This window comes from Streptomyces sp. NPDC003077 (genome assembly GCF_040611095.1).
Taxonomy (GTDB): domain Bacteria; phylum Actinomycetota; class Actinomycetes; order Streptomycetales; family Streptomycetaceae; genus Streptomyces.
In genome coordinates this window covers 171,708-194,796 of the sequence record NZ_JBEXNM010000007.1, presented here as the reverse complement: position 1 = coordinate 194,796, position 23,089 = coordinate 171,708, and the positions used below count along the sequence as shown (strand labels likewise).

Below are 23,089 nucleotides of genomic sequence, written 5' to 3'. Positions count from 1 at the left end.
CGGGTGATCTTTGGGTACCGGTGAACGCCGGGGGCGTTGTCCTCAATCGCCGGACGGGCTTGAGATGGCGGGTGTGGCGTGTTGTTCCACCCGTCACTGTGTCCTCAATCGCCGGACGGGCTGGAAAATGCGGGCTCGACACCCGGCAGTCATCCACCCCGCCGAAGGCGAACACTCCACCCAGTCGAACGCGAACACCGCAAGCCGGGGCCCATGTCGGTGGGGCCCCGGCGTGCGGGAGGGTTCCCGTACGAGAACCCCGGGCGCGGGAAGGGTTCTCGTACGGGGTCTGCGGGGGAGGACCGGCCCTCGGACCGGGCCTCCCGAAGGCGGGCCCGAAGACCGGGCCTCCCAGAGGCGGGCCGGTGGCCGACCGTGAAGGCGGTCACCGGCGGCGCGCGGCCTACAGGCCGTAGCGCTCCCGGGCCTCCTTGACCGTCGTGGTCTTGACCTCGCCGCGGCGGGCGAGGGCGGCCAGGGCCTGGACGACGACGGACTGCGGGTCGACGCCGAAGTGGCGGCGGGCGGCCTCGCGGGTGTCGGAGAGGCCGAAGCCGTCCGTGCCGATGGAGACCCAGTCCTGCTCAACCCAGGGCGCGATCTGGTCGGGAACCGCCCGCATCCAGTCGCTGACCGCCACGACCGGTCCGGGAGCGCCGGCCAGCGCGCGGGTCACGTACGGCACCCGGTCCTCACCCTCCAGGCGGGCCGCGTCGCACTCCAGGGCGTCCCGGCGCAGCTCCGTCCAGGACGGGGCCGACCAGACGTCGGCGGCCACGCCCCAGTCCTCGGCGAGCATCCGCTGCGCGTCCAGCGCCCAGTGGATGGCCGTGCCGGAGGCCAGGAGCTGGAGGCGCGGGGCGGTCTCGGCCGCGCCCTCGGCCTGCTTGTAGCGGTAGAGGCCCTTGAGGATGCCCTCCTCGACGCCCTCGGGCATCGGGGGCTGCACCTTCGTCTCGTTGTAGACGGTCAGGTAGTAGAAGACGTCCTCGGCGTCCGGGCCGTACATCCGGCGCAGACCCTCCTTGACGATCACCGCGACCTCGTACGCGAAGGCCGGGTCGTAGGAGAGCGCCGCCGGGTTGGTGGAGGCGATCAGGTGCGAGTGGCCGTCGGCGTGCTGGAGGCCCTCGCCGGTCATCGTCGTGCGGCCCGCGGTCGCGCCGATGACGAAACCGCGCCCGAGCTGGTCGGCGAGCGCCCAGAACTGGTCGGCGGTGCGCTGCCAACCGAACATCGAGTAGAAGATGTAGAACGGGATCATCGGCTCGCCGTGCGTGGCGTACGCGGTCGCCGCGGCGGTGAAGTCGGCCAGCGAACCGGCCTCGGTGATGCCCTCGTTCAGGATCTGACCGTCCTTGGCCTCCTTGTAGTACAGGAGCTGGTCACGGTCGACCGGGTCGTAGGTCTGACCGACCGGCGAGTACAGGCCGGCCGAGGGGAACAGCGACTCCATACCGAAGGTGCGGGCCTCGTCCGGGACGATCGGCACCCAGCGGCGGCCGGTCTCCTTGTCCCGCATGAGGTCCTTGACCAGCCGGACGAACGCCATGGTCGTGGCGATCTCCTGGCTGCCGGAGCCCTTGAGCAGCGGTGCGAAGGCCTTGTCGGACGGCATCGGCAGCGGCTTGGCGACGACCTTGCGGGCCGGGGCCGGGCCGCCGAGCGCGGCGCGCCGCTCGCGAAGGTAGGCGACCTCGGGGGAGTTCTCGCCCGGGTGCCAGTAGGGGACGACGTCCGCGTTCAGGGCGCTGTCCGGGATGGGGAGCTCCAGCAGGTCGCGCATGGTGCGGAACTGCTCGCCGGTGAGCTTCTTCATCTGGTGGTTGGCGTTGCGGGACTCGAAACCCGCGCCGAGGGTGTAGCCCTTGACGGTCTGCGCCAGGATGACGGTCGGCGCGCCCTTGTGCTCCAGGGCGGCCTTGTACGCGGCGTACACCTTGCGCGGCTCGTGGCCCGCGCGGGAGGTCTGGAACAGCTCCAGCAGCTTGGCGTCGCTCAGCCCCTGGGCTATCCGGCCCAGCGACGGGTCGCCGCCGAAGAAGTGGTCGCGCAGGTAGGCGGCGTCGCGGGTGGCGTACGTCTGGAACTGCGCGTCCGGCGTCTCGCGGAGCTTGCGCAGCAGCGCGCCGTCGGTGTCCAGGGCGAAGACCTCGTCCCAGGCCCGGCCCCACAGCGCCTTGACCACGTTCCAGCCGGCGGCGCGGAACTGGGCCTCCAGCTCCTGCACGATCTTGAAGTTCGGGCGGACCGGGCCGTCCAGGCGCTGCAGGTTGCAGTTGATGACGAAGGTCAGGTTGTCCAGGCCCTCGCGGCCGGCCAGGGCCAGGGCGGCGGTCGACTCGGGCTCGTCCATCTCGCCGTCGCCCAGGAACGCCCAGACGTGCGAGTGCGAGGTGTCCTTGATGCCGCGGTGCTCCAGGTAGCGGTTGAACCGCGCCTGGTAGATCGCCGACAGCGGGCCCAGGCCCATGGAGACGGTGGGGAACTCCCACAGCCAGGGCAGCCGCCGCGGGTGCGGGTAGGACGGCAGGCCGTCGCCGCCCGCCTCCTGGCGGAAGCGGTCGAGCTGGTCGGCGGTCAGCCGGCCCTCAAGGAACGCGCGGGCGTAGATGCCGGGCGAGGCGTGGCCCTGGATGTAGAGCTGGTCGCCGCTGCCGTCCGCTTCCTTGCCCCGGAAGAAGTGCTGGAAGCCCGTCTCGTAGAGCCAGGCCGCCGAGGCGAAGGTGGCGATGTGACCGCCCAGGCCCTGGCGGGAGCCGCGGGTGACCATCGCGGCGGCGTTCCAGCGGTTCCAGGCGGTGATCCGGGCCTCCATCGCCTCGTCACCCGGGAACTCGGGCTCGGCGGAGGTCGGGATCGTGTTGACGTAGTCCGTTTCCAGGAGGGACGGCAGGGCGGTGCCCTCGGTGCGCGCGGTGTGCTCCAGGGCACGGCGCATCAGGTAGGCGGCACGGTGCGGGCCGGCCGCCTCGGTCACGGCGTCCAGCGACTGACGCCACTCGGCCGTCTCCTCCGGGTCACGGTCCGGGATCTGGTCGAGCTGGCTGTACGGCAGGCGTACGGGATCGGGCATGGGTGGCCCCTTTCCGGACGGGAGGGAGATGCGGGGGTGCGACAGGCAAGTGGCAGGCAGGGTGTCGCCCCGCAATCGACGATACGCCTCTGATCGATGATCGATCAACGCTCGCCGAGGGGAAAACCGCAGGTCGGCACGGGGTGCCGTACTTTTTGGCACGCGGTGCCAGTGCAAACGGGGGGCGTTACGGAGCCTCCGGAAGGGCCGCTCACCAGCGCCTTTTCGTCACCGTGCGGCGCGCCGCCGGCCACCCCCGCCGGGTCACCGCCACCCGCCCCTCGTCAGCCCTTCGAATCTCCTTCAAAGGCCTTTCAGACGCCCCGCGGCAAATTCCTCGACGGCGCTCGGGAACGGCCCCTCGACGGCGCTCCGGAACGAACCCCGTCGCGGTCCGGAACAAACCCCCTCGCGCCCCGGAACAAACCCCCATCGCGGTCCGGAAGGAACCCCGTCGCGCCCCGGAACGAACCCTCGTGACCAGCCCGCCACGACCAGCCCGCCCCGAACGCCCCTCACACCCGAGGCGCGCAGCTCAGCACATGCGTCTTGATCAGCTCGCCGATCCGCGGGTCGCGCCGCCGGAACGCGTCCACCAGCTCCTGATGATCCCGGGCGTGCGAGCGCGGCTCGGGGCTGAACCAGCGGATGGAGAGCGTCGTCCAGACCTCCACGCCCAGCGACTCCCAGGTGTGCAGCAGGACGGAGTTCCGGGCGGCCCGGACGATCTCGCGGTGGAAGGCCACCGTGTGCCGCACCTGGGCCTCGCCGTCGCCGTGCCGGTCCGCCTCGCACAGTGCGGCGACCTCGCGCTCCAGCGCCGAGGGATCCTCCGCGAGCCGGGCGACGGCCAGCTCCGCCGCCACCTGCTCCAGGCCCGCCCGGACGGGATAGCTCTCCTTGAGGTCGTCGGCGGTCAGATTCCGCACGCGGACGCCCTTGTTCGGCGCCGACTCGATCAGCTGGAGCGACTCCAGCTCGCGCAGCGCCTCGCGTACCGGCGTCTGGCTGACCTCCAGTTCGACCGCGATCCGCCGCTCCACGATCCGTTCGCCCGGCTGCCAGCGACCGCTGACGATCCCCTCAAGGATGTGCTCGCGGATCTGCTCGCGCAGCGAATGGACGACGGGCGGGGTCATGACGTGCTCCTTAGAGCGAACTCGGGGTGAACGGCGACGAACGGACGAGGGGCGGACGAGAGCGGGAGTGGACGGGATGGGGAACGGAGGCGGACGGACGGGGGAGGCGAGCCGGACGGAGGGTCGGTGAAGGGCGCCCGGCCGGTCGGCGGGCGGCGCTTGGGAGGTGGTGGGGGAGAGACGGCGGCCGGGCCGTTCGGAAGAGCCCGGTGGAGAGCCATTATGCGGGCGGCGGGCACGGAGGAGCCGGTCCCGTCTTCGTCCGTCAGGGCTAGCCGAAGTGATCGGAAAACGAACGTGCCAGGCGGAAGCGATCGATTCCTGCAAAACGGAGGGCCGAAGTGCTCACCTCCTCGTAATCGGAGGAAACGCCTCGGAGAGCACCCCGCGCATCTGTGGGCCGTCCCACGCACGCGGGACCGCCGCCCAGCCCCCACACCGAGCACAGCGAGCCCGCAACCGAACACCGGGCAACGATCCGCAACCGCCCCCGGGACAGCGCAACCGATCCGGAACGATCCGCAACCGCCCCCGGGACAACTCCCCGGAACACCCCGCGACCGCCCCCGGAACACCCCGCAACGGCCCCGGAACACCCCGCAACGGACCCTGGAACACCCCGCAACCGCCCCCATGAACGGCTCCGACCACCCCCAGAACACAAAGGGGTCGGCCCCGGCTCTCATACAAGAACCGGGGCCGACCCTTTCACGCTGCTGGCGTTCCTAGCGGCTCAGCGAGCTCACAGACCGATCTCGGTCTCGAACTCGGCGGCCTCCAGGATCTGCTTGACCGTCGTCAGGTAACGGGCCGCGTCGGCACCGTCCACCAGGCGGTGGTCGTAGGAGAGCGCCAGGTAGGTCATGTTGCGGATGGCGATGGTCTCGCCGAGCTCCGGGTGGTCCACGACCACCGGGCGCTTGACGGTGGCGCCGATGCCCAGGATGCCGACCTGGTTCGGCGGCACGATGACCGTGTCGAACAGCGCACCGCGCGAGCCGGTGTTGCTGATCGTGAAGGTCGCGCCGGACATCTCGTCCGGAGTGATCTTGTTGTTGCGGACCTTGCCGGCCAGCTCGGCCGTCTTGCGGGCGATGCCCGCGATGTTGAGGTCGCCGGCACCCTTGATGACCGGGGTCATCAGGCCCTTCTCGGCGTCCACCGCGATACCGACGTTCTCGGTGTCGAAGTAGGTGATGGTGCCCTCGTCCTCGTTGATCCGGGCGTTGACGACCGGGTGGGCCTTCAGCGCCTGGACCGCAGCCTTGACGAAGAACGGCATCGGGGAGAGCTTGACGCCCTCACGCTGCGCGAACGCGTCCTTGGCCTTGTTGCGCATCCGCATGATCTTGGTGATGTCCACCTCGACCACGCTGGTGAGCTGGGCCTGGCCGTGCAGGGCCTTCATCATGTTGTCGCCGATGACCTTGCGCATCCGCGACATCTTGACGGTCTGGCCACGCAGCGGCGACGCCTCCAGAGCCGGCGCCTTGGAGGCGGCGGCGGGGGCGGCGGCCGGAGCCGGGGCGGCCTGCTTGGCGGCCTCGGCGGCGGCGATGACGTCCTGCTTGCGGATGCGGCCACCGACACCGGTGCCCTTGACCGCGGACAGGTTCACGCCGTTCTCCTGCGCGAGCTTGCGCACGAGCGGGGTGACGTACGCGCCGTCGGCCTCGGCCGAAGCCGGGGCGGCCGGAGCAGCCGGGGCGGCGGCGGGCGCCGGGGCGGGAACCGGAGCGGCCGGGGCCGGGTCCGGAGCCGGGGCCTCGACGGCCTGCGGGGCCGGGGCGGACGGGGCCTGCGGCGCGGCCGGAGCCGGAGCCGGGGCGGCCGGAGCCGGGGCGGCGGCCGGGGCCGCGGCCTTCTGGTCGGCCGAGCCGATGACGGCCAGCTTGGCGCCGACCTCGGCGGTCTCGTCCTCGCCGACGACGATCTCCAGCAGCACACCGGAGGCCGGGGCCGGGATCTCGGTGTCGACCTTGTCGGTGGAGACCTCCAGCAGCGGCTCGTCGGCCTCGACCGACTCGCCGACCTCCTTCAGCCAGCGGGTGACGGTGCCCTCGGTGACGCTCTCGCCGAGCGCGGGGAGGACGACGTCCGTGCCCTGGGCGGCACCGGCAGGCGCCTCCTGGGCGGGAGCCGGGGCGGCCGGGGCCTCGGCGGCCGGAGCCGGGGTGGGCTCGGGCTGCGCGGCGGGGGCCTCGGCCTGCGCCGGGGCCGGGGCGGCGGCGGGCGCGCCGCTGCCGTCGTCGATGATGGCCAGCTCGGCGCCGACCTCGACGGTCTCGTCCTCGGCGACCTTGATGGAGGCCAGGACGCCGGAGGCCGGGGCCGGGATCTCGGTGTCGACCTTGTCGGTCGACACCTCCAGCAGTGGCTCGTCGGCCTCGACGCGCTCACCCTCGGCCTTCAGCCAGCGGGTGACGGTGCCCTCGGTGACGCTCTCGCCGAGCGCCGGAAGGGTTACGGAAACCGCCATGGTTTCAGTTGCTCCTTACGAATGTGCGGATGTGGTCGCGCCCGGGACTGGGGTCAGTCGTGGGAGTGCAGGGGCTTGCCGGCCAGGGCCAGGTGGGCCTCGCCGAGCGCCTCGTTCTGCGTCGGGTGCGCGTGGATGAGCTGCGCAACCTCGGCCGGCAGGGCCTCCCAGTTGTAGACCAGCTGGGCTTCGCCGACCTGCTCGCCCATACGGTCACCGACCATGTGGACGCCGACCACGGCACCGTCCTTGACCTGGACGAGCTTGATCTCGCCCGCGGTCTTCAGGATCTTGCTCTTGCCGTTGCCCGCGAGGTTGTACTTCAGAGCGACGACCTTGTCGGCGCCGTACAGCTCCTTGGCCTTCGCCTCGGTGATGCCGACGGAGGCGACCTCGGGGTGGCAGTACGTCACACGCGGCACGCCGTCGTAGTCGATCGGCACGACCTTCTGGCCGGCCAGCCGCTCCGCCACCAGCATGCCCTCGGCGAAGCCGACGTGCGCGAGCTGGAGGGTCGGGACGAGGTCGCCGACGGCCGAGATGGTCTCGACGTTCGTGCGCATGTACTCGTCGACGAGGACGTAGCCGCGGTCCATGGCGACCCCGGCCTCCTCGTAGCCCAGGCCCTGGGAGACCGGGCCGCGGCCGATCGCGACCAGCAGCACCTCGGCCTCGAAGGTCTTGCCGTCGGCCAGCGTGACCTTGACGCCGGTCTCGGTGTACTCCGCCGACTGGAAGAAGGTGCCGAGGTTGAACTTGATGCCGCGCTTGCGGAAGGCCCGCTCCAGCAGCTTGGAGCTGTTCTCGTCCTCGACCGGGACGAGGTGCTTGAGGCCCTCGATGATCGTGACGTCGGTGCCGAAGGACTTCCACGCCGAGGCGAACTCGACGCCGATGACACCGCCGCCCAGGATGATCGCGGACTGCGGGACGCGGTCCAGCTTCAGCGCGTGGTCCGAGGAGATGATGCGGTTGCCGTCGATCTCCAGACCCGGCAGCGACTTCGGCACGGAGCCGGTCGCCAGCAGGATGTGGCGGCCCTGGATGCGCTGGCCGTTGACGTCCACCGAGGTGGGGGAGGACAGCCGGCCCTCGCCCTCGATGTAGGTCACCTTGCGGGACGCGACCAGACCCTGCAGGCCCTTGTAGAGGCCCGCGATCACGTCGTCCTTGTACTTGTGGACACCCTCGATGTCGATGCCCTCGAAGGTGGCCTTGACACCGAACTGGGCCGACTCGCGCGCCTGGTCGGCGATCTCGCCGGCGTGCAGCAGGGCCTTGGTCGGGATGCAGCCGTTGTGCAGGCAGGTGCCGCCGAGCTTGTTCTTCTCGATCAGGGCGACGTCCAGGCCCAGCTGCGCCCCGCGCAGGGCAGCGGCGTAACCGCCGCTACCGCCTCCGAGGATCACTAGGTCGAAAACGGTGCTGGCGTCGTTCGCCACGTCACGTCCTCCATGCATGGGTACGCCGGAGCCGGTCTCCACTGACCGGGCGGCGGCTGTTGTTCGGCCGCTGGTTACATCGGCCCTGGGTAAGGGGGGCCCTGTCTGCCAAGAACCCATCTTCGCACTTGTTGAACGCAGCCGGGACGGCGGGCCGGGCTCAGGGGACGCGGATCGCCCGCTCCAGGGGGGTTACTGGCGCGTACAGACGTACGGATTTCGTTGACAGCGAACGCCGGGGCCCGTACGGCGGTGCCGTATGGCCCTTCTCACGCGGTGACTCGCCCCCTGCCTGCCAGCAGGTGGTCACCGGGCCTCCGCCGAGCGTAGTGGGGGCATGATCACTTGCCAAGCGTTTTCGGGGTGCCGGTGGGTGGGCTCGCGTGTGACTTGCGTCGGCCCGGCCTTTCTTTGACGGCCCTAGGGAGGCAGGCCCCACGCTTTCGGCACCCGCGTATGCCCCTGGGCGTGCGCCGGGCTCGCTTGGGCGTGGGTCGGGGGGCGACGACCGGATCGACGTCCGGCCGGAGCGGAGGTCTCGCACCTTGCGGGCCGGGCCTGCCATCTTCAGCCTGTCCGGCGTTTGAGGACACGGTGACGGGGGCTGCGATGAGCCGCGGCTCACCACCCCTGTGATCTGGGGGGCCGCACCTTCGGGGCCGAGCCTGCCATCTTCAGCCCGTCCGGCGCTTGAGGGCACAGTGACGGGGGCGACCACAAGTCGCACGTGGCCGGTGGCGCCGGCCAGGCTGCCCGGGGCGGGGGCCCGCACCCTTTGGGCCGAGCCCGCCATTTCCAGCCCGTCCGGCGTTTGAGGACACCCCGGTGAGCGCGCGTGCGGGCTCATGGGCGGGCGGTGGGTGATCTTCGGTACCGGTGAACGCCGGGGGCGTTGTCCTCAATCGCCGGACGGGCTCGAATTTGCCGGCCTGTCGTTCACAGGTGCGGGCCGACAGGCCGGAGATCACAAGCTCGCCGATCAGCCACCGTGTCCTCAATCGCCGGACGGGCTGGAATTTGTCGGCCTGTCGTCCGCAGGTGCGGGCCGACAGGCCGAAGATGGCGGGCCGACCGGGGCCAGGCCTCAGCCCAGGTCGCCCGCCGCCGTGCGCTCCGCCAGGCGGAGGAGGGTGCGGACGGCGGAGCCGGTGCCGCCCTTGGGGGTGTAGCCCCAGGGGCCGCCCTCGTTGAAGGCGGGGCCGGCGATGTCCAGGTGGGCCCAGGTGATGCCCTCGCCGAGGAACTCCTTCAGGAAGAGGCCGGCGACGAGGCCGCCGCCCATCCGCTCGCCCATGTTGGCGATGTCGGCGACCGGGGAGTCCATGCCCTTGCGCAGTTCGGCGGGCATCGGCATGGGCCAGGACTGCTCGCCGACCTCCTCGGCGATCTCGTGCAGGGAGGCGCGGAAGGCGTCGTCGTTGGCCATGATGCCGAAGGTGCGGTTGCCGAGCGCCAGCACCATCGCGCCGGTCAGCGTGGCCACGTCCACGATCGCGTCCGGCTGCTCCTCCGAGGCGCGGGTGAGCGCGTCGGCCAGCACGAGGCGGCCTTCGGCGTCGGTGTTCAGGACCTCGACGGTCTTGCCGCTGTACATGGTCAGGACGTCGCCGGGGCGCATCGCGGAGCCGGAGGGCATGTTCTCGGCGAGCGCGAGCCAGCCGGTGACGTTGACCTCCAGGCCCAGCTTGGCGGCGGCCAGCACGGCGGCGAACACGGCGGCGGCGCCGCTCATGTCGCACTTCATGGTCTCGTTGTGGCCGGCCGGCTTCAGGGAGATGCCGCCCGAGTCGTAGGTGATGCCCTTGCCGACGAACGCGAGGTGCTTCTTGGCCTTGGCGTGCGTGTGGGTGATCTTCACCAGCCGCGGCGGGTTCTCCGAGCCCTGGCCGACGCCCATGATGCCGCCGTAGCCGCCCTTGAGGAGCGCCTTCTCGTCCAGCACCTCGACCTTGAGGCCGAACTCCTTGCCGGCGGCCTGGACCTCGGTCGCGAAGGACTTGGGGGTCAGGTCGTTGGAGGGGGCGTTGATCAGGTCGCGGGCGCGGTGGACCTCGGCGGCCAGCGCGGTGGCGCGCTCCGCGGCGGCCTTGTAGGCCTTGTCGCGCGGCTTGGCGCCCAGGAGCGCGACCTCGGCCAGCGGCGCGGACTTGTCGTCCTTCTTCTTGGCGTCGCCGTTGGTGCGGTACGCGGTGTAGGCGTACGCGCCCAGCAGGGCGCCCTCGGCGACCGCGGCGGCGTCCTCGGCGGTCTCCACCGGCAGCGCGAACGCGGCCTTCTTCGACCCGGTGAGGGTGCGGGCGGCGGTGCCCGCGGCCCGGCGCAGCGCCTCGGCGTCGTACGCGTCGTCCTTGGCCGGGGCCTCGCCCAGGCCGACCGCCAGCACGACCGGCGCCTTGAGGCCGGAGGGGGCCGGGAGCTTGGTGGCCTCACCCTCGGCACCACTCGCGCCAAGGGTCTCCAGGACGGCGGCGAGCTTGCCGTCGAATGCCTTGTCCACGGCTTCGGCGCCGGGGGCCACGACGATGCCCTTGGGGCCCTTGGCCACGCCGACGACGACGGCGTCCGCGCGCAGCGTGGCGGCGGAAGAAGTACTGAGGGTCAGTGCAGTCACGGTGATGAGAGTCCTGTTCCGTCCGAGTTCGTTCGCGCTCTGGGCGCTGCTGCGGCCGAGCCTACGCTCGGGTCTGCCGCATCGCGCCGTCTGATGCGGTGGTGGCTGCTCCGGTCGCGGGGTCCCCAGGGGGCGGGATGCGTGCGAACTGGGCGGGCTGGAGCGGAGGTTGGTGCGGGATGGGCGGGTGTGGCGCGGTCACCCGGAATGCTCTGCCGTCAATCAGCGTGAAGGAAATGAGACGTGCGCCACAGTCGTGACGACTGTGTGATGGAACGACAGGTTCCTTCGCATGATTTGCACGAGCCTGCCTGATGTCGCTCCAGTGGCAGAGGGGACTTCCGGGGGGAAGGGATGACGCCGATGGGCCGCGCAGCCGGAAGCAGAAGAGCCAGAAGCAGAGCAGCCAGAAGCCGCACATCCAGAGCCTTCAGAGGAATCGCGGGGATCGCCGCCGCGCTGCTGCTGGCCGTGGGCCTGCCCGCGGCGCCGGCCGGCGCCGATCCGGAGCCCCGTATCGACCTACGCGTCCTCGTCCTGACCGACGGCGGGGACAGCACCCAGGCCATCACCTCGGAACTGCGCAACAGCGGCGTTCCCTACACCGCCGTCGACCTGACGAACCCCGCGCGTCCCCTGATCGACGCGGACTTCCTGAGCGACACGGTGGACGGCCGGCCGCGCGCCAAGTTCCAGGGTGTCGTGCTGCCGAACGACAACCCCTTCGGCTCGCCCGCCTCCACGGAGCTGGCGGCGCTGGCGGCGTACGAGCGCACCTTCAAGATCCCCCAGGTGGACGCGTACGTCTACGCCCGTCCGGCGGTCGGGCTGCGCACGCCCGACGAGGGCGGGTACGCCGGGGTGCTCGACGGCTTCGCCACCCGGACGACCGCCGAGGGCAAGGCGGGCCCGTTCGGGTACCTCGCCGGGACGGTGCCCTTCGCCGACGACGACCCGCAGGTGTCCGAGAGCTACGGGTACATCGCCCAGCCGCTGGCCGACCCGCCCGCCGGGACGAAGTTCACCACCCTCCTGGACGCGCAGGTGCCCGGCTCCGCCGTCCGCGGCTCGCTCATCGGCGAGTACGCCCACGACGGCCGCCGCGAACTGGTGATCACCTTCGCGCAGAACCGCTACCAGCGGCAGTTCCGGGTGCTGGCCCGCGGCATCGTGGAATGGCTGACCCAGGGCATCCACCTGGGGCAGAGCCGCAACTACTTCGCCGTGCACGTCGACGACATCTTCGCCCCCGACGCCCGCTGGGACACCGAGAACAACTGCACCCCCGGCGACTTCGACTGCCCCGCCGGCACCCCGGACACCGTGCCCATCCGGATGGACCAGAACGACGCCGCCTACGCCGCGGACTGGCAGCGCCGGCAGGGCTTCACGTTCGACATGGTCTACAACGCCGGGTCCGGCGAGGAGTGGAAGGCCGAGCACGGCGGCAGCGACCCGCTCGCCGACCGGATGCTGGCCGACAAGAACCAGTACCGCTGGACCAACCACACCTACACCCACCCCTTCCTCGGCTGTGTCCAGGACACCTCCGTGGTGCCGTGGCGGTGCGCCACCGACTCCCAGGGCGGCACGAAGTGGACCCCGCGCAAGGACATCGAGGGCGAGATCCAGAAGAACCACGCCTGGGGCGTCGCCAAGGGCCTGGAGCTCGACCCCACCGAGCTCGTCACCGGCGAGCACTCCGGCCTCAAGACCCTCCCGCAGCAGCCGCAGGACAACCCGAACCTCGGGCCCGCGCTCACCACGACCGGCATCAAGTGGCTCGCCAGCGACAATTCCCGCGAGTCCGCGCAGCGCGACGCCGGCCCGGCGCTGACCGTGCCGCGCTACCCCATGAACGTCTTCTACAACACCGGCACCGAGGCCGAGGCGGCCGACGAGTACAACTGGATCTACACCCGCAAGTCCGACGGCGGCAGCGGGATCTGCGAGACCGACCCCAATTCCACCTGCCTCCCCGAGCCCCTGGACGAGGACACCGGCTACCGGTCGTACATCGTGCCCCAGGAGGCCCGCACCGCCCTCGGGCACGTCCTGGGCAACGATCCCCGTCCGCACTACATCCACCAGTCCAACCTCGCCGAGGACCGCGTCGCCTACCCGGTTCTGGACAAAGTTCTGGCCGAGTACCGCGGACTGTTCGTTGACAACACCCCCGTGGTGAATCTCCGCCAAAGCGCCATCGGCGAGGAGATGCGGCACCGCGCGGCCTGGCAGGAGGCCCTGGACAGGGGTTCCGTGACGGCCTACAGAATTGGGGACACCGTCACCATCACGTCACCGGACGGCACCGCGGCCCCGGCTACGATGCCGGTCGGCACCCAGACCCAACTGTCCGACGGCACCGCCGCGTTCGGCACCCCCTACGCGGGCCGGGTCTCGGCGTGGGCCACGGCACCGGCCGGTGGGACGGGCATCACCCTGAAGCTCCCGGCCGGCGCCTGACGGGTCGGGGAGGCGTCCCGCCGACGCCCGGACCGGGCCCGGGCGGGCCAGGGCCGGGCGTCGGCGCCCACCCGCGTGCGGCCCCGCGCGGTTGCCCGAAAACGCACCCGCCGCACCCGAACCGCCGCACGTCCTGTTCGAGAATGCTTCCGATCGCTTTCGAAAGAACGCGAAAGAACGCAAAAGAGTGTGAAAGAACGCGTCAGAACGTGAGGTACGGGAGCGCTGCCGTGCGAGGCGCTTCCGTACGGAGCGAACGTGCGCCATCGAACGGGACGGCACGCGGACGGACCCGGTACTCCGGAGCCGGGCACGGACGCGTGCCGTCACTGTGGCGCCCGTCCAACATCACCGCCCACACTTGCACCACCGAGCACCACTTATGTCCCGGGGGGGATCCATCATGAAGCCAACCCTGTATGAGGTCGGCCGAAGTCCCGAGGAGCCCGGCGACTCCGCCGGACGCGGCCGGCACGTCACCATGCTCACCGAAGGCACCTACCCGCACGTCTCGGGCGGTGTCTCCACCTGGTGCAACCAGCTCGTGCAGGGCATGCCCGAAGTACGGTTCCACGTCATCGCGCTCACCGGCACCGGACGCGAACCGGTGACCTGGGACCTCCCGTCCAACGTCTACCGGCACTCCTCCGTCCCCATGTGGGGGCCGCCCCCGGGCGGACGCGCCGCCCGCCCGCTGCGGGGCCAGGACCGGCGCCGCTTCATCGACACCTACGAACGCTTCCTGCTCTCGCTCCTGGACCCGCGGTCCTGCACCGACTTCGGCACCGAGCTCTACCGCCTCGCCGAGATCGCCCGCGCCGGACGCCTCAGCGCCACCCTGCGCACCGAGGCCGCGCTGCGCTCCCTGATGTGGATCTGGACCCTGCCGCACGTCCACACCCGCGCCGCCAAGCCCACCGTCCACGACGCGCTCACCGCCACCGACCTGCTGGAACACGCGCTGCGCCCGCTGTCCGTGCGCGTCCCCACCGACAGCGTCGCGCACGCGGTGAGCAACGGCCTGGCCTGCCTCCCGGCGCTGGCCGCCAAGGAATTCGACCAGGTGCCCTTCCTGCTCACCGAGCACGGCATCTACCTGCGCGAGCGCTACCTCGGCTACCGCTCCGACGCCCAGCGGTGGCCCGTCAAGGCCCTGATGCTCGGCTTCTACCGCCAGCTCACCATCGAGAGCTACCGCGCCGCCGACCTCGTCACCCCGTGCAACCAGTACAACCGCCGCTGGGAGGAGCGCGGCGGCACCCCGCCCGACAAGATCCGCACCGTCTACAACGGCGTCGACGTCCAGCTCTTCCCGCACGCCGAGCGGGAACCGGACCTGCCGACCCTCAGCTGGGCCGGGCGCATCGACCCCATCAAGGACCTGGAAACCCTCATCCGTGCCTACGCGCTGGCCCGCAAGGAGGTCCCCGAGCTGCGGCTGAGGCTGTTCGGCGGGGTGCCGGCCGGCGGCGAGGAGTACCGGGTGCGCTGCGAGAAGCTGGCCGCCTCGCTCGGCGTGACGGACGGCCTGAGCTGGGAGGGCCGCATCGACGACGTGGCCCGCGCCTACGCGGCCGGCAGCATCGTCATGCTCTCCAGCATCAGCGAGGGGTTCCCCTTCAGCCTCATCGAGGCCATGTCCTGCGGCCGGTCCACCGTGTCCACGGACGTGGGCGGGGTCCGCGAGGCCGTCGGCGACACCGGGCTCGTGGTGCCGCCCCGCGAACCGGAGGCGATGGCCGAGGCGGTCCTCCGGCTGCTGCGCGGCGGCTGGGAGAAGCGCGCCGAGATGGGCGCCCGCGCCCGGCAGCGGGTCATCGACCAGTTCACGCTGCGCCGCTCGGTGGACGGCTTCCGCAACATCTACCGGGAGCTGGACACCCCCGCCGCCACCACCGAAGAGGCCGCGACCGCCACCGCCGAGGAGCAGAAGGACTGGACGCTGCGGCTCCGCAGCCCCTGGGCCGTCCTCGCCGCGGACCACTCCGCCGGGTGAGCGGGGAGCGGGTGAGCGGGTGAGCGAGCGGGTGGGATGACGGCATGACGGGCGGGATGACGGCATGACGGAAGGGCCGACGCGGACGGGTGGGGAGCCGGGGGAGGGCGAGCATCCGGGGGAGGCGGGTTCCTCGGGCGGGGAAGGGAGCGCGCCTGGCTCCGGCCCGTCCTCGGAGGGCGCCGGAGGGAGCGCGTCCGGCCCCGCCCCTTCCTCGTCCGGCTCAACCCCGCCCTCGTCCGTCGCCGCCTCGCAGGGGGGGACGTCCCCCGGGGAGGGAGCACACCCGGGCGAGGGGACATCCCAGGAGCAGGCGGCACACGAGGCGTCCCAAGGAGAGGCACTCGCCCCGCCCCAAGCAGAAGAGGCGGCACACGAGGCGTCCCCAGGAGAGGGACGCGGAACGAAGAAAGGGAACGCGCAGATGAGCGGCCCGCTCTGGCTGGTGCCGGGCGACGACGAGACCGGCCACGGCCGTACGGACACGCTGCCGCGGGTGCCGCGCCCCAGACGGCCGGAGTGGGCGGCCCCCGACCCGATCGACGAACTCGCCGAGCGCATGCACGACCTGATCGCCGCCGCCGTCCACCCCGACGAGATCGCCGCCATCATCGAGTCCGACGGCATGAACGACGACCAGATCCGCCTCACCTACGGGCGGGACAGCTCCTTCGCCCTCGCCGAGGAACTCTTCGAACGGGTGCCGCGCCACTACCCGGAACCCGACGGCGCCTACCTCGACCCCTGGCGCGTCAGCCTGCTCGCCTGCCTGCTGCGGGCGCTGGTCTTCGCGCTGCCCGGCCTGTCCTTCGCGGTGGGCGCCCACCTGCTCACCGGGCCGCCCGACGCGCACGGCCTGCCCGCCGGCACCGTACCGCTGCTGGCGGGCGCGCTGGCCGGCTGGGTCTGGAACCAGGCCCTCGCCCACCGCGCGTACTCCTGGCTGGGCCTGGGCGAACGGCGCGCCGCGGCGCGGGCGCTGGCGCTCGGCGCGCCCGCGGGGGCGGTGGCCGGGGCGCTGGTCGCCTGGGCGGCGTCCTCGATCGACCAGGACGCGACCGGGGCGGTGCTCTTCGCCGTCGGCCAGGCGTTCTATCTGGGGGCCGCGACCGCGCTGCTCGTTTTCGGACGGGAACGGGCCCTGCTGTGTGCGCTGGCGCCGGTGGTGATCGGCGCGGCGGTGCTCGTGGCGTACGAGCCGCCGCCGCTCGTCCGGAGCGGGCTGCTGCTCCTCTCCCTGGGCGCGGCGGTGGTCCTCGCCGCGCTCACCCTGCTGCGGCACCGCGCCGAGCCGCGCCGCGACGGGCCCGGACCGCGGCTCGTCGCCTCCCTGCCGTACGCGCTGTTCGGCCTGGCCACCGGCGCCCTGGTGCTCTACACCGCGCTGGGCGACGTGCTGCGGTACGGCACCGAGGCGCGGGTCGCGGCCCCCGCGGCGGTGGCGCTCACCCTCAGCATGGGACCGGCCGAGTGGCTGCTGTACCGCTACCGCAGCCGCGCGCTCGCCGGGCTCCGCGCCGCCACCACCGCGGCCGGCTTCTGGCGCGCCACCTCCGGCGCCCTGGCGAGCTGCCTGGGCCTGTACCTGGTGGCGCTGGCCTTCCTCGGGTACGTCGGCGCCGTGGTGTGGCCCGACGGGCCGCCGATGGACGCGGTGCGCCTGCTGGGGCTGCTCGCGCTGGGGGTCGTGCTGTGGATCGGGCTGCTCCTCCAGGCGTTCGGCGCCGTGCTGATCGCCGGGGTGGTGGGCGTGGTGGCGGCCCTCATACAGACCGCGGTGCTGCTGGCGGGGACGCTGTCCCCGGCCGCCATCCAGCTCACCGTCTGCGGCACCGCCGCACTCGTCCTGGCCGCCCTCGGCTCGGCGCTGCTGGGCCGGGCCACGGCCCACCGGTAGGCCGGTGTGCTGCCGCGCGACGGGGCGGGGGAGACTGAGGCGGTCCGGCCCGCTTCGGCCGGGCCCGGCTTATCCTTCCCCTCGTCCGACCACCCCTCACCGACCTTCCCACCCACCGAAGCAGCCGCCATGCCCGCCGAAGCCGCCGCCCTACCCGCCGATTCCCCCGCACGTCCCCGCCTGCTCGTGCCGCTGTACGAGCACCCGGCGGACCGTCCGGACGCCTGGCGCCGCCTGATCGAGGCGGCACCGCAGCTCTACGGCGTGGTGCTCAACCCCGCCAACGGGCCCGGTACCGCCCCCGACCCGGCGTTCGCCGAGGTGGCGGGGCGGCTGCGGGAGGCGGGCGTGCGGCTGCTGGGCTACACCGACACCGACTACGGCCGCCGTCCGCACGCCGACGTGGTCCGGGACCTGCTGCGGCACCGCGACTGGTACGCCGCCGACGGCACGTTCCTCGACCAGGCCGCGCCCGGCCCGGAGCTCCTGCCCCACTACGGCCGGCTGACGGTCGCCGCCCGCGCCGCGGGTGCCACCACCGTCGTCCTCAACCACGGGCTGCACCCGCACCCCGGTTACCTGGAGGTCGCCGACCTCCTCGTCACCTTCGAGGACACCTGGGCCGCGTACGAGGCCGCCGAGATCCCGGCCTGGACGGCACGGCACCCGCCGGAACGGTTCTGCCACCTGATCCACGGTGTCCCCGACGGCCGTGCGCAAGCCGCCGCCGACCTGGCCCGGCGCCGCGGCGCCGCGGTCCACTGCGCCGTCCGCGGCACCGGCCCGCACCCCTGGGACGCCCTCCCGTTCTGCTTGGAGAACACGTGAAGAAAGCCACCCCCCACAGAACCACCCCCCGCACCTCCCCCCATCGCCTGCTCTGGATCGCCCTGGCCGCGCTGCTCGCGCTCGTCACCGCCTGCTCGAACACCTCGGGCGGCAAGTCGCCCAGCGGCACGCCCACCCCGGGCGGCACCAAGGCCGGCGGCACGCAGACGCCGGACGACTCCGGCTCGGACGGTGACGACGGTGACGACGGGGATGACGGGGACGACTCCGGCGCCTCCTCGAAGCCCAAGGCCATATGGCGCCCCAAGCTGGGCGTGGACTGGCAGTGGCAGCTCACCGGCAAGCTCGACATGAACGTCAAGGCTCCCGTCTACGACATCGACGGCTTCAACCACCCCGCCTCGACGGTCACCGAACTCCACCGGCGCGGCAAGAAGGTCATCTGCTACATCAGCGTCGGCGCCTGGGAGGACTTCCGGCCCGACGCCCGCCGCTTTCCCAAGGGCGTCATCGGCAAGGACAACGGCTGGGAGGGCGAGCGCTGGCTCGACATCCGCAAGCTGGACGTGCTGCGCCCGCTGATGGCCAAGCGGTTCGACATGTGCCGCGACAAGGGGTTCGACGCGGTGGAGCCGGACAACGTCGACGGCTACCTCAACGAGTCCGGCTTCCCCCTCACCGCCAAGGACCAGCTCGCGTTCAACCGCATGATCGCCGGTCTCGCCCACGAGCGCGGCATGTCGGTCGGCCTGAAGAACGACCTCGACCAGATCCCGGAACTCGTCAAGGACTTCGACTTCGCGGTGAACGAGCAGTGCGCCGAGTACGACGAGTGCGACACCTACGAGCCGTTCGTCGAGGCGAAGAAGGCCGTGTTCCACGTCGAGTACAAGCTGCCGACGGACGAGTTCTGCGACACGACCCGCAGCCTGCACCTCAGCTCGCTGGAGAAGAAGCTGCACTTGGGGGTGTGGCGGAAGACCTGCTGAGACAGCGGTGACGGGGGGCTGGGACGGGCCCGGGCCCCCGTCACCGGCCTCCGGTCCCGGTCTCCGGCTTTCCGTTCACCGTTCGGCGGACGGGTCGCCAACGGCGCCGACGCGTAGGACAGGCGGACCACCGGGAGGGCACACAGCGCCCGGAGTCACCCCGCGTCGGCGCCGACGCGTACGAGAGGCGGACCGGGACCGCACACGGCGCCCGGAGTCACCCCAGCGCCAGCACCACCACCGCCGTCAGCCCCGCCGACTCCGCCAGGGCGCCGAACACGTCCCCCGTCACCCCGCCGAACCGGCGCCGGCAGTGCCGCAGCAGCAGTTCCGCCACGCCGAGGGCGAGCACCGCCGCCAGTCCCGCGCGCAGGGCCTCGTACGGACCGAAGGCGCCGCCCACCGCCGCGCACCCGGCGACCACCACCGCGCCCGCCAGCACGGCCAGGCCCCTCGGCACGGTGCCCGCCACCGCCGCGCCCAGCCCCTCGGGCCGCGCGGCCGGGACCCCCGTACGGGAGGCCAGGGTGAGCGCGCAGCGGGCCGCGACCGCCGCGACCGCCGCCGCGAACAGGCCGTGCGCCCAGCCCTGGGCGAACCGCTCGGCCAGCGCGGCGACCTGCGCCAGCAGGGCGAAGAGCAGGGTGACCACGCCGAACGGCCCGATGTCGGACCGCTTCATGATGCGCAGCGCCTCGTCCGCGGGCTTGGCGCTGCCCAGACCGTCGGCGGTGTCGGCCAGCCCGTCCAGATGGAGGCCGCGCGTCAGGACGGCGGGCACGGCGGCCGTGGCGACGGCGGCCAGCAGCGGCCCGCCGCCCAGCACCAGCAGCAGCGCGCCCAGCCCGCCCGCCGCCAGCCCGACCACCAGCCCCGCCACAGGGGAGCACAGCATCCCGCCGCGCGCCGTCTGCCGGTCCCAGCGCCGCACGGTGACGGGCAGCACGGTCAGCGTGCCGAAGGCGAAGCGCAAAGCGTCCCCGAGGCCGGGCCCGGGGGCCGGGGGCGGGGGAGTGGGGGGTATCGGGGGAGTACGGGCTTCGCTCACCGCGGCAGGCTATCCCGGACCCGGGGCTCGCGAATCACCCGTACCGCGTGTAGCGGATGCGGTGGGACGAATGGGGCCTTTCCTTGCGGATGCGGATCCGTCACAGACGTGGGCCCGTCACAGACGTGGGTCCCTCACAGACGTGGGCCCATCACAAATGTGGATCCGCGCCCTTCCCCCGGTGCGCGTCCCGCGGTTTGCGCTTCTGGTGCCAGACCTCCCAGACGCCGCAGGCCGCGAGGACGACCACGACGGCGGCGATGTGTTCCCGCCCGGCCAGGTTGTTCTTGATGAACAGGACCTCGTAGAACATCGCGGCCACGACCAGGAAGCAGGTGAACCACGCGCGGTAGCGCCAGCAGACGAAGATCGCCAGGCCCACCACGGCCGCCGACGGCCCGGTGTCGTTGACGTGCGCGTCGCTCGCGGGCAGCCCGAAGAAGTTGTCCGGGCCGAGCGCGATGCCCAGCCGCGCGTACATCGTCCCGGCGAGCGTGGCCACGTACGCGCCCACCAGCGTCCGCCACCAGCCCAGGCAGATCTCGCTGATCCCGAAGACCACCAGCAACTGCGCCAGCGCCCCCCAGACCGGCAGGTCCAGCGCGGGCACGAACAGCGACAGCGGCGTACGGAGCAACCCCAGCCACAAGGGCTCCTCGGCCCGCACGGAACCGAGGTTCTGGACCGGCTGGTAGCCCCAGGACTGGTTCTGCACGATCTGGAAGAGCGAGGTCAGGCACACCGCGGCGATCGTCATCGGGATCGCCCGCAGCTTCTTGGTGCGCAGGCCGCGCCAAACGGTGCCGAACAGCGGTCCCCACTCGGCGCGTACGGCACGACGGAGGGCCGGCACGGTCATCTCTTCTTCTCCAGGTGCGGGTGCGTACGGCCCGGCCGTGGCGACGGCCCGTACGGCAGGGGGACCCCGTCCGGCCAGGTGACCACGAGGGCGGCGCGGAAGGGAACGGTGATGGTCGTTTCAGTTCGGCTTGTTTCGATGCTGGTCGTTTCGCTGCCTTTTTCGCTGCTCTTTTCGACGAGCATGGACCGTAAGCCCCGCGACGAGCGGTATTTCCCGCGGGTGCGGACGAGCGATTCGATCTGCCACCACCGGATCGGGAGAGGAACGGACGGATACGGACGGATACGGAGGTGGTGCGCGCCGTACCGCCCGCACCCTGGTCCGCGCCAAGAACGCGTACCGCCTGGAAGGACGGGGCGGGGGCGCCGGAAGTTGAGCGGGGGACTTAGTGATCTCCGCCTCTTTCGAATCCTCTTTCGGGTCCTCGTTCGGGTCCTCTTTCGCCGTGCGGGGCGGGACCGGGTGCCTGACCGGCCGGACCCCTTGCCGGGGATTCCGTCCCCACGACCCCTTCCCACGACCCGTTCCCACAACAAGGACGGGCCCGTCCCCACCCGGGAACGGACCCGCCCGTTGCGCACTCTCCCGCTCACTCCCGTACGGGCAGCTCCGCCCCCAGCGCCGCCGCGGCCTGGAGGAGGGGGAGGGCCAGCAGCGCCCCCGTGCCCTCGCCGACCGTCATCCCGTGGTCGAGCAGCGGCGTCAGCGCGAGCCGGTCGAGCGCCTTGGCCTGCGCCGGCTCGCCGCTGACCTGGCCGGCCACCCACCAGTCCGGCGCCCGGAACGCCACCCGCTGCGCCACCAGGGCGCAGGCCGCCGAGACCACCCCGTCCAGGATGACGGGGGTGCGCCGGACCGCGCTCTGGAGCAGGAAACCGGTGATCGCGGTGAGGTCGGCGCCACCGGTGGTGGCCAGAAGCTCCAGCGGATCGCCGAGGACCGGACGGGCGCGCCGCAGCCCGTCCCGGATCGCCGCGCACTTGCGCATCCAGGCCAGGTCGTCGATCCCGGCGCCGCCGCGACCGGTGACCACCGAGGCGTCCACACCGCACAGCGCGGCGATCAGCGTGCTCGCGGCCGTGGTGCCGCCCACGCTCAGGTCGCCGAGCACGACCACGTCGGTCCCGGCGTCCGCCTCCTCGTCGGCGACCGCCATCCCGGCGCGGAAGGCCTTCTCCGCCTCCTCGGCGGTGAGCGCGTCCTCGATGTCCAGCCGCCCGGAGCCGCGCCGCACCCGGTGCCGGGTGACGTCGGCGGGCAGCTCGTCCGGGTCGCAGTCCACCGCGACGTCCACCACGCGCACCCCCGCCCCGGCGCGGCGGGCCAGGATCGCGGCGGGGGAGGCGCCGTCCAGCACGGAGCGGACGAGTTCCTTGGTGGAGCCCGCCGGACGGCCCGAGACGTCCAGCCCGGCGACACCGTGGTCCCCCGCGAACAGCACCAGCTTCGGCCGCTCGACCGGCCGGACCGGAACCCGCTGCTGCGCGGCGGCCAGCCACTCGCCCAGCTCGCCCAGGCGCCCCAGGGCACCCGGCGGCACGGTCAGCCGTTCCCGTCGTTCTTCGGCGTCACGGCGTGTGCCGCCATCGGGGCGCTCGATCAGGCCGGCGAAGTCATCGAGGTTCAGGGCGCTCATTCGGCGCAGATTACCGGGAACGGCCGACCGGAGGGGGTGCAGGGGGCCGTGCGCCGCGACGAGCGGCCATTCGGTGCTCGCCGACGGTGCCCCGATCTCTCACCTGCGCGGTGGCTCATGCCCCAGCGCGAGGACACCGAGCAGCGTCATGCCGATCGTGGCCACGGCGGCGAGAAGGTGCCCCGGCGGCTCCAGGAGCACCGCCCACGGATAGGGGTCCTGCGGCGTGCGGAGCCCCGCCGCCGCGGTGAGGAACAGCCACCCCACCGCGACGGAGGCGGCCACCGCGGCCCCGAAGCGGGACCGGACGAGCAGGGCGAGGCCGGTCAGGAACAGGACGTTGCGCCCGGCGGCGGTGGCCGTGGGCATGTTCAGCCATCCGTGGGCCGCCAGCCCGACGAGCAGCACGGCACCCCCGGTGACCAGCACCAGGGCGCGGTCCGCCGCCACCACCCGGCGGACTCCGGTGAGCTCGGCGGGGCCGAGCCTGCGTTCCAGGCAGAGCAGCACCGCCAGGCAGACGATCAGGGGGAGGAAGTTCATCAGCTTCATGCCGGCGGTACCGAGGACGGTGATCGACGGCATGAAGATCACGTGCTCTCGGACGACCAGCAGCAACGCCGTGTACAGAGCGACACCCACCGCGACGATCCAGGGAC

14 protein-coding genes are annotated in these 23,089 nt (G+C 72.3%); 5 read left to right on the top strand and 9 right to left on the bottom strand.

Annotated features, from left to right (window positions below):
* Positions 1-403: 403 nt before the first annotated feature.
* From aceE to ABZX96_RS07805, 5 genes are all read right to left on the bottom strand, one after another.
* Entirely contained in the window at positions 404-3,076 is a 2,673-nt protein-coding gene (gene aceE / locus ABZX96_RS07825; RefSeq protein ID WP_355539553.1) for a pyruvate dehydrogenase (acetyl-transferring), homodimeric type, read from the bottom strand.
* 515 nt (positions 3,077-3,591) lie between these two features.
* A complete protein-coding gene (locus ABZX96_RS07820; RefSeq protein WP_355539550.1) occupies positions 3,592-4,215 on the bottom strand; it encodes a GntR family transcriptional regulator in 624 nt (207 codons plus the stop codon).
* Between the two features lie 742 nt (positions 4,216-4,957).
* Complete coding sequence (gene sucB / locus ABZX96_RS07815; protein ID WP_355539547.1) at positions 4,958-6,694, bottom strand: 2-oxoglutarate dehydrogenase, E2 component, dihydrolipoamide succinyltransferase; 1,737 nt, start codon at positions 6,692-6,694, stop codon at positions 4,958-4,960.
* A 53-nt stretch (positions 6,695-6,747) separates the two neighbouring features.
* On the bottom strand, positions 6,748-8,136 hold the full coding sequence (gene lpdA / locus ABZX96_RS07810) for a dihydrolipoyl dehydrogenase (RefSeq protein WP_355539544.1): 1,389 nt from the start codon (positions 8,134-8,136) through the stop codon (positions 6,748-6,750).
* Positions 8,137-9,220: 1,084 nt separating this feature from the next.
* Positions 9,221-10,747: a leucyl aminopeptidase gene (locus ABZX96_RS07805; RefSeq protein ID WP_355539541.1), complete on the bottom strand. Its 1,527-nt coding sequence runs from the start codon at positions 10,745-10,747 to the stop codon at positions 9,221-9,223.
* 363 nt (positions 10,748-11,110) lie between these two features.
* Here ABZX96_RS07805 and ABZX96_RS07800 point away from each other — a divergent pair, with 363 nt between their 5' ends.
* From ABZX96_RS07800 to ABZX96_RS07780, 5 genes are all read left to right on the top strand, one after another.
* Positions 11,111-13,213 (top strand): hypothetical protein, encoded by a 2,103-nt coding sequence (locus ABZX96_RS07800; protein ID WP_355539538.1) that lies wholly within the window; start codon positions 11,111-11,113, stop codon positions 13,211-13,213.
* Between the two features lie 481 nt (positions 13,214-13,694).
* Positions 13,695-15,209: a GT4 family glycosyltransferase PelF gene (gene pelF, locus ABZX96_RS07795; RefSeq protein ID WP_355539610.1), complete on the top strand. Its 1,515-nt coding sequence runs from the start codon at positions 13,695-13,697 to the stop codon at positions 15,207-15,209.
* 424 nt (positions 15,210-15,633) lie between these two features.
* Positions 15,634-17,106, top strand: coding sequence for a hypothetical protein (locus ABZX96_RS07790; RefSeq protein WP_355539535.1), 1,473 nt, complete (start codon positions 15,634-15,636; stop codon positions 17,104-17,106).
* Positions 17,107-17,235: 129 nt separating this feature from the next.
* Positions 17,236-17,934, top strand: coding sequence for a spherulation-specific family 4 protein (locus ABZX96_RS07785; protein ID WP_355539533.1), 699 nt, complete (start codon positions 17,236-17,238; stop codon positions 17,932-17,934).
* On the top strand, positions 17,931-18,884 hold the full coding sequence (locus ABZX96_RS07780; protein ID WP_355539530.1) for an endo alpha-1,4 polygalactosaminidase: 954 nt from the start codon (positions 17,931-17,933) through the stop codon (positions 18,882-18,884). Before ABZX96_RS07785 ends, ABZX96_RS07780 begins: the two co-directional genes overlap by 4 nt.
* Positions 18,885-19,101: 217 nt before the next feature.
* Here the strand turns inward: ABZX96_RS07780 and ABZX96_RS07775 are convergent, their stop codons facing one another.
* The 4 genes from ABZX96_RS07775 to ABZX96_RS07760 all read right to left on the bottom strand — a co-directional run bounded on the left by ABZX96_RS07775 (position 19,102) and on the right by ABZX96_RS07760 (position 23,072).
* Entirely contained in the window at positions 19,102-19,908 is an 807-nt protein-coding gene (locus tag ABZX96_RS07775; RefSeq protein WP_355539607.1) for an adenosylcobinamide-GDP ribazoletransferase, read from the bottom strand.
* A gap of 175 nt (positions 19,909-20,083) precedes the next feature.
* Positions 20,084-20,791: a hypothetical protein gene (locus ABZX96_RS07770; protein ID WP_355539527.1), complete on the bottom strand. Its 708-nt coding sequence runs from the start codon at positions 20,789-20,791 to the stop codon at positions 20,084-20,086.
* Positions 20,792-21,383: 592 nt separating this feature from the next.
* Positions 21,384-22,430 carry a nicotinate-nucleotide--dimethylbenzimidazole phosphoribosyltransferase gene (cobT, locus tag ABZX96_RS07765; protein ID WP_355539524.1) on the bottom strand — a complete coding sequence of 349 codons (1,047 nt, stop codon included), beginning with the start codon at positions 22,428-22,430 and terminating at the stop codon, positions 21,384-21,386.
* 99 nt (positions 22,431-22,529) lie between these two features.
* Positions 22,530-23,072 (bottom strand): hypothetical protein, encoded by a 543-nt coding sequence (locus ABZX96_RS07760; RefSeq protein WP_355539521.1) that lies wholly within the window; start codon positions 23,070-23,072, stop codon positions 22,530-22,532.
* Positions 23,073-23,089 lie beyond the last annotated feature (17 nt).

What these genes read in the sequence shown, in the direction of transcription:
- aceE (WP_355539553.1), bottom strand. Translation starts at nt 3,076, where the DNA reads ATGCCCGATCCCGTACGCCTGCCGTACAGCCAGCTCGACCAGATCCCG.
- ABZX96_RS07820 (WP_355539550.1), bottom strand. Translation starts at nt 4,215, where the DNA reads ATGACCCCGCCCGTCGTCCATTCGCTGCGCGAGCAGATCCGCGAGCAC.
- sucB (WP_355539547.1), bottom strand. Translation starts at nt 6,694, where the DNA reads ATGGCGGTTTCCGTAACCCTTCCGGCGCTCGGCGAGAGCGTCACCGAG.
- ABZX96_RS07800 (WP_355539538.1), top strand. Translation starts at nt 11,111, where the DNA reads ATGGGCCGCGCAGCCGGAAGCAGAAGAGCCAGAAGCAGAGCAGCCAGA.
- pelF (WP_355539610.1), top strand. Translation starts at nt 13,695, where the DNA reads ATGCTCACCGAAGGCACCTACCCGCACGTCTCGGGCGGTGTCTCCACC.
- ABZX96_RS07790 (WP_355539535.1), top strand. Translation starts at nt 15,634, where the DNA reads ATGAGCGGCCCGCTCTGGCTGGTGCCGGGCGACGACGAGACCGGCCAC.
- ABZX96_RS07785 (WP_355539533.1), top strand. Translation starts at nt 17,236, where the DNA reads ATGCCCGCCGAAGCCGCCGCCCTACCCGCCGATTCCCCCGCACGTCCC.
- ABZX96_RS07770 (WP_355539527.1), bottom strand. Translation starts at nt 20,791, where the DNA reads ATGACCGTGCCGGCCCTCCGTCGTGCCGTACGCGCCGAGTGGGGACCG.
- cobT (WP_355539524.1), bottom strand. Translation starts at nt 22,430, where the DNA reads ATGAGCGCCCTGAACCTCGATGACTTCGCCGGCCTGATCGAGCGCCCC.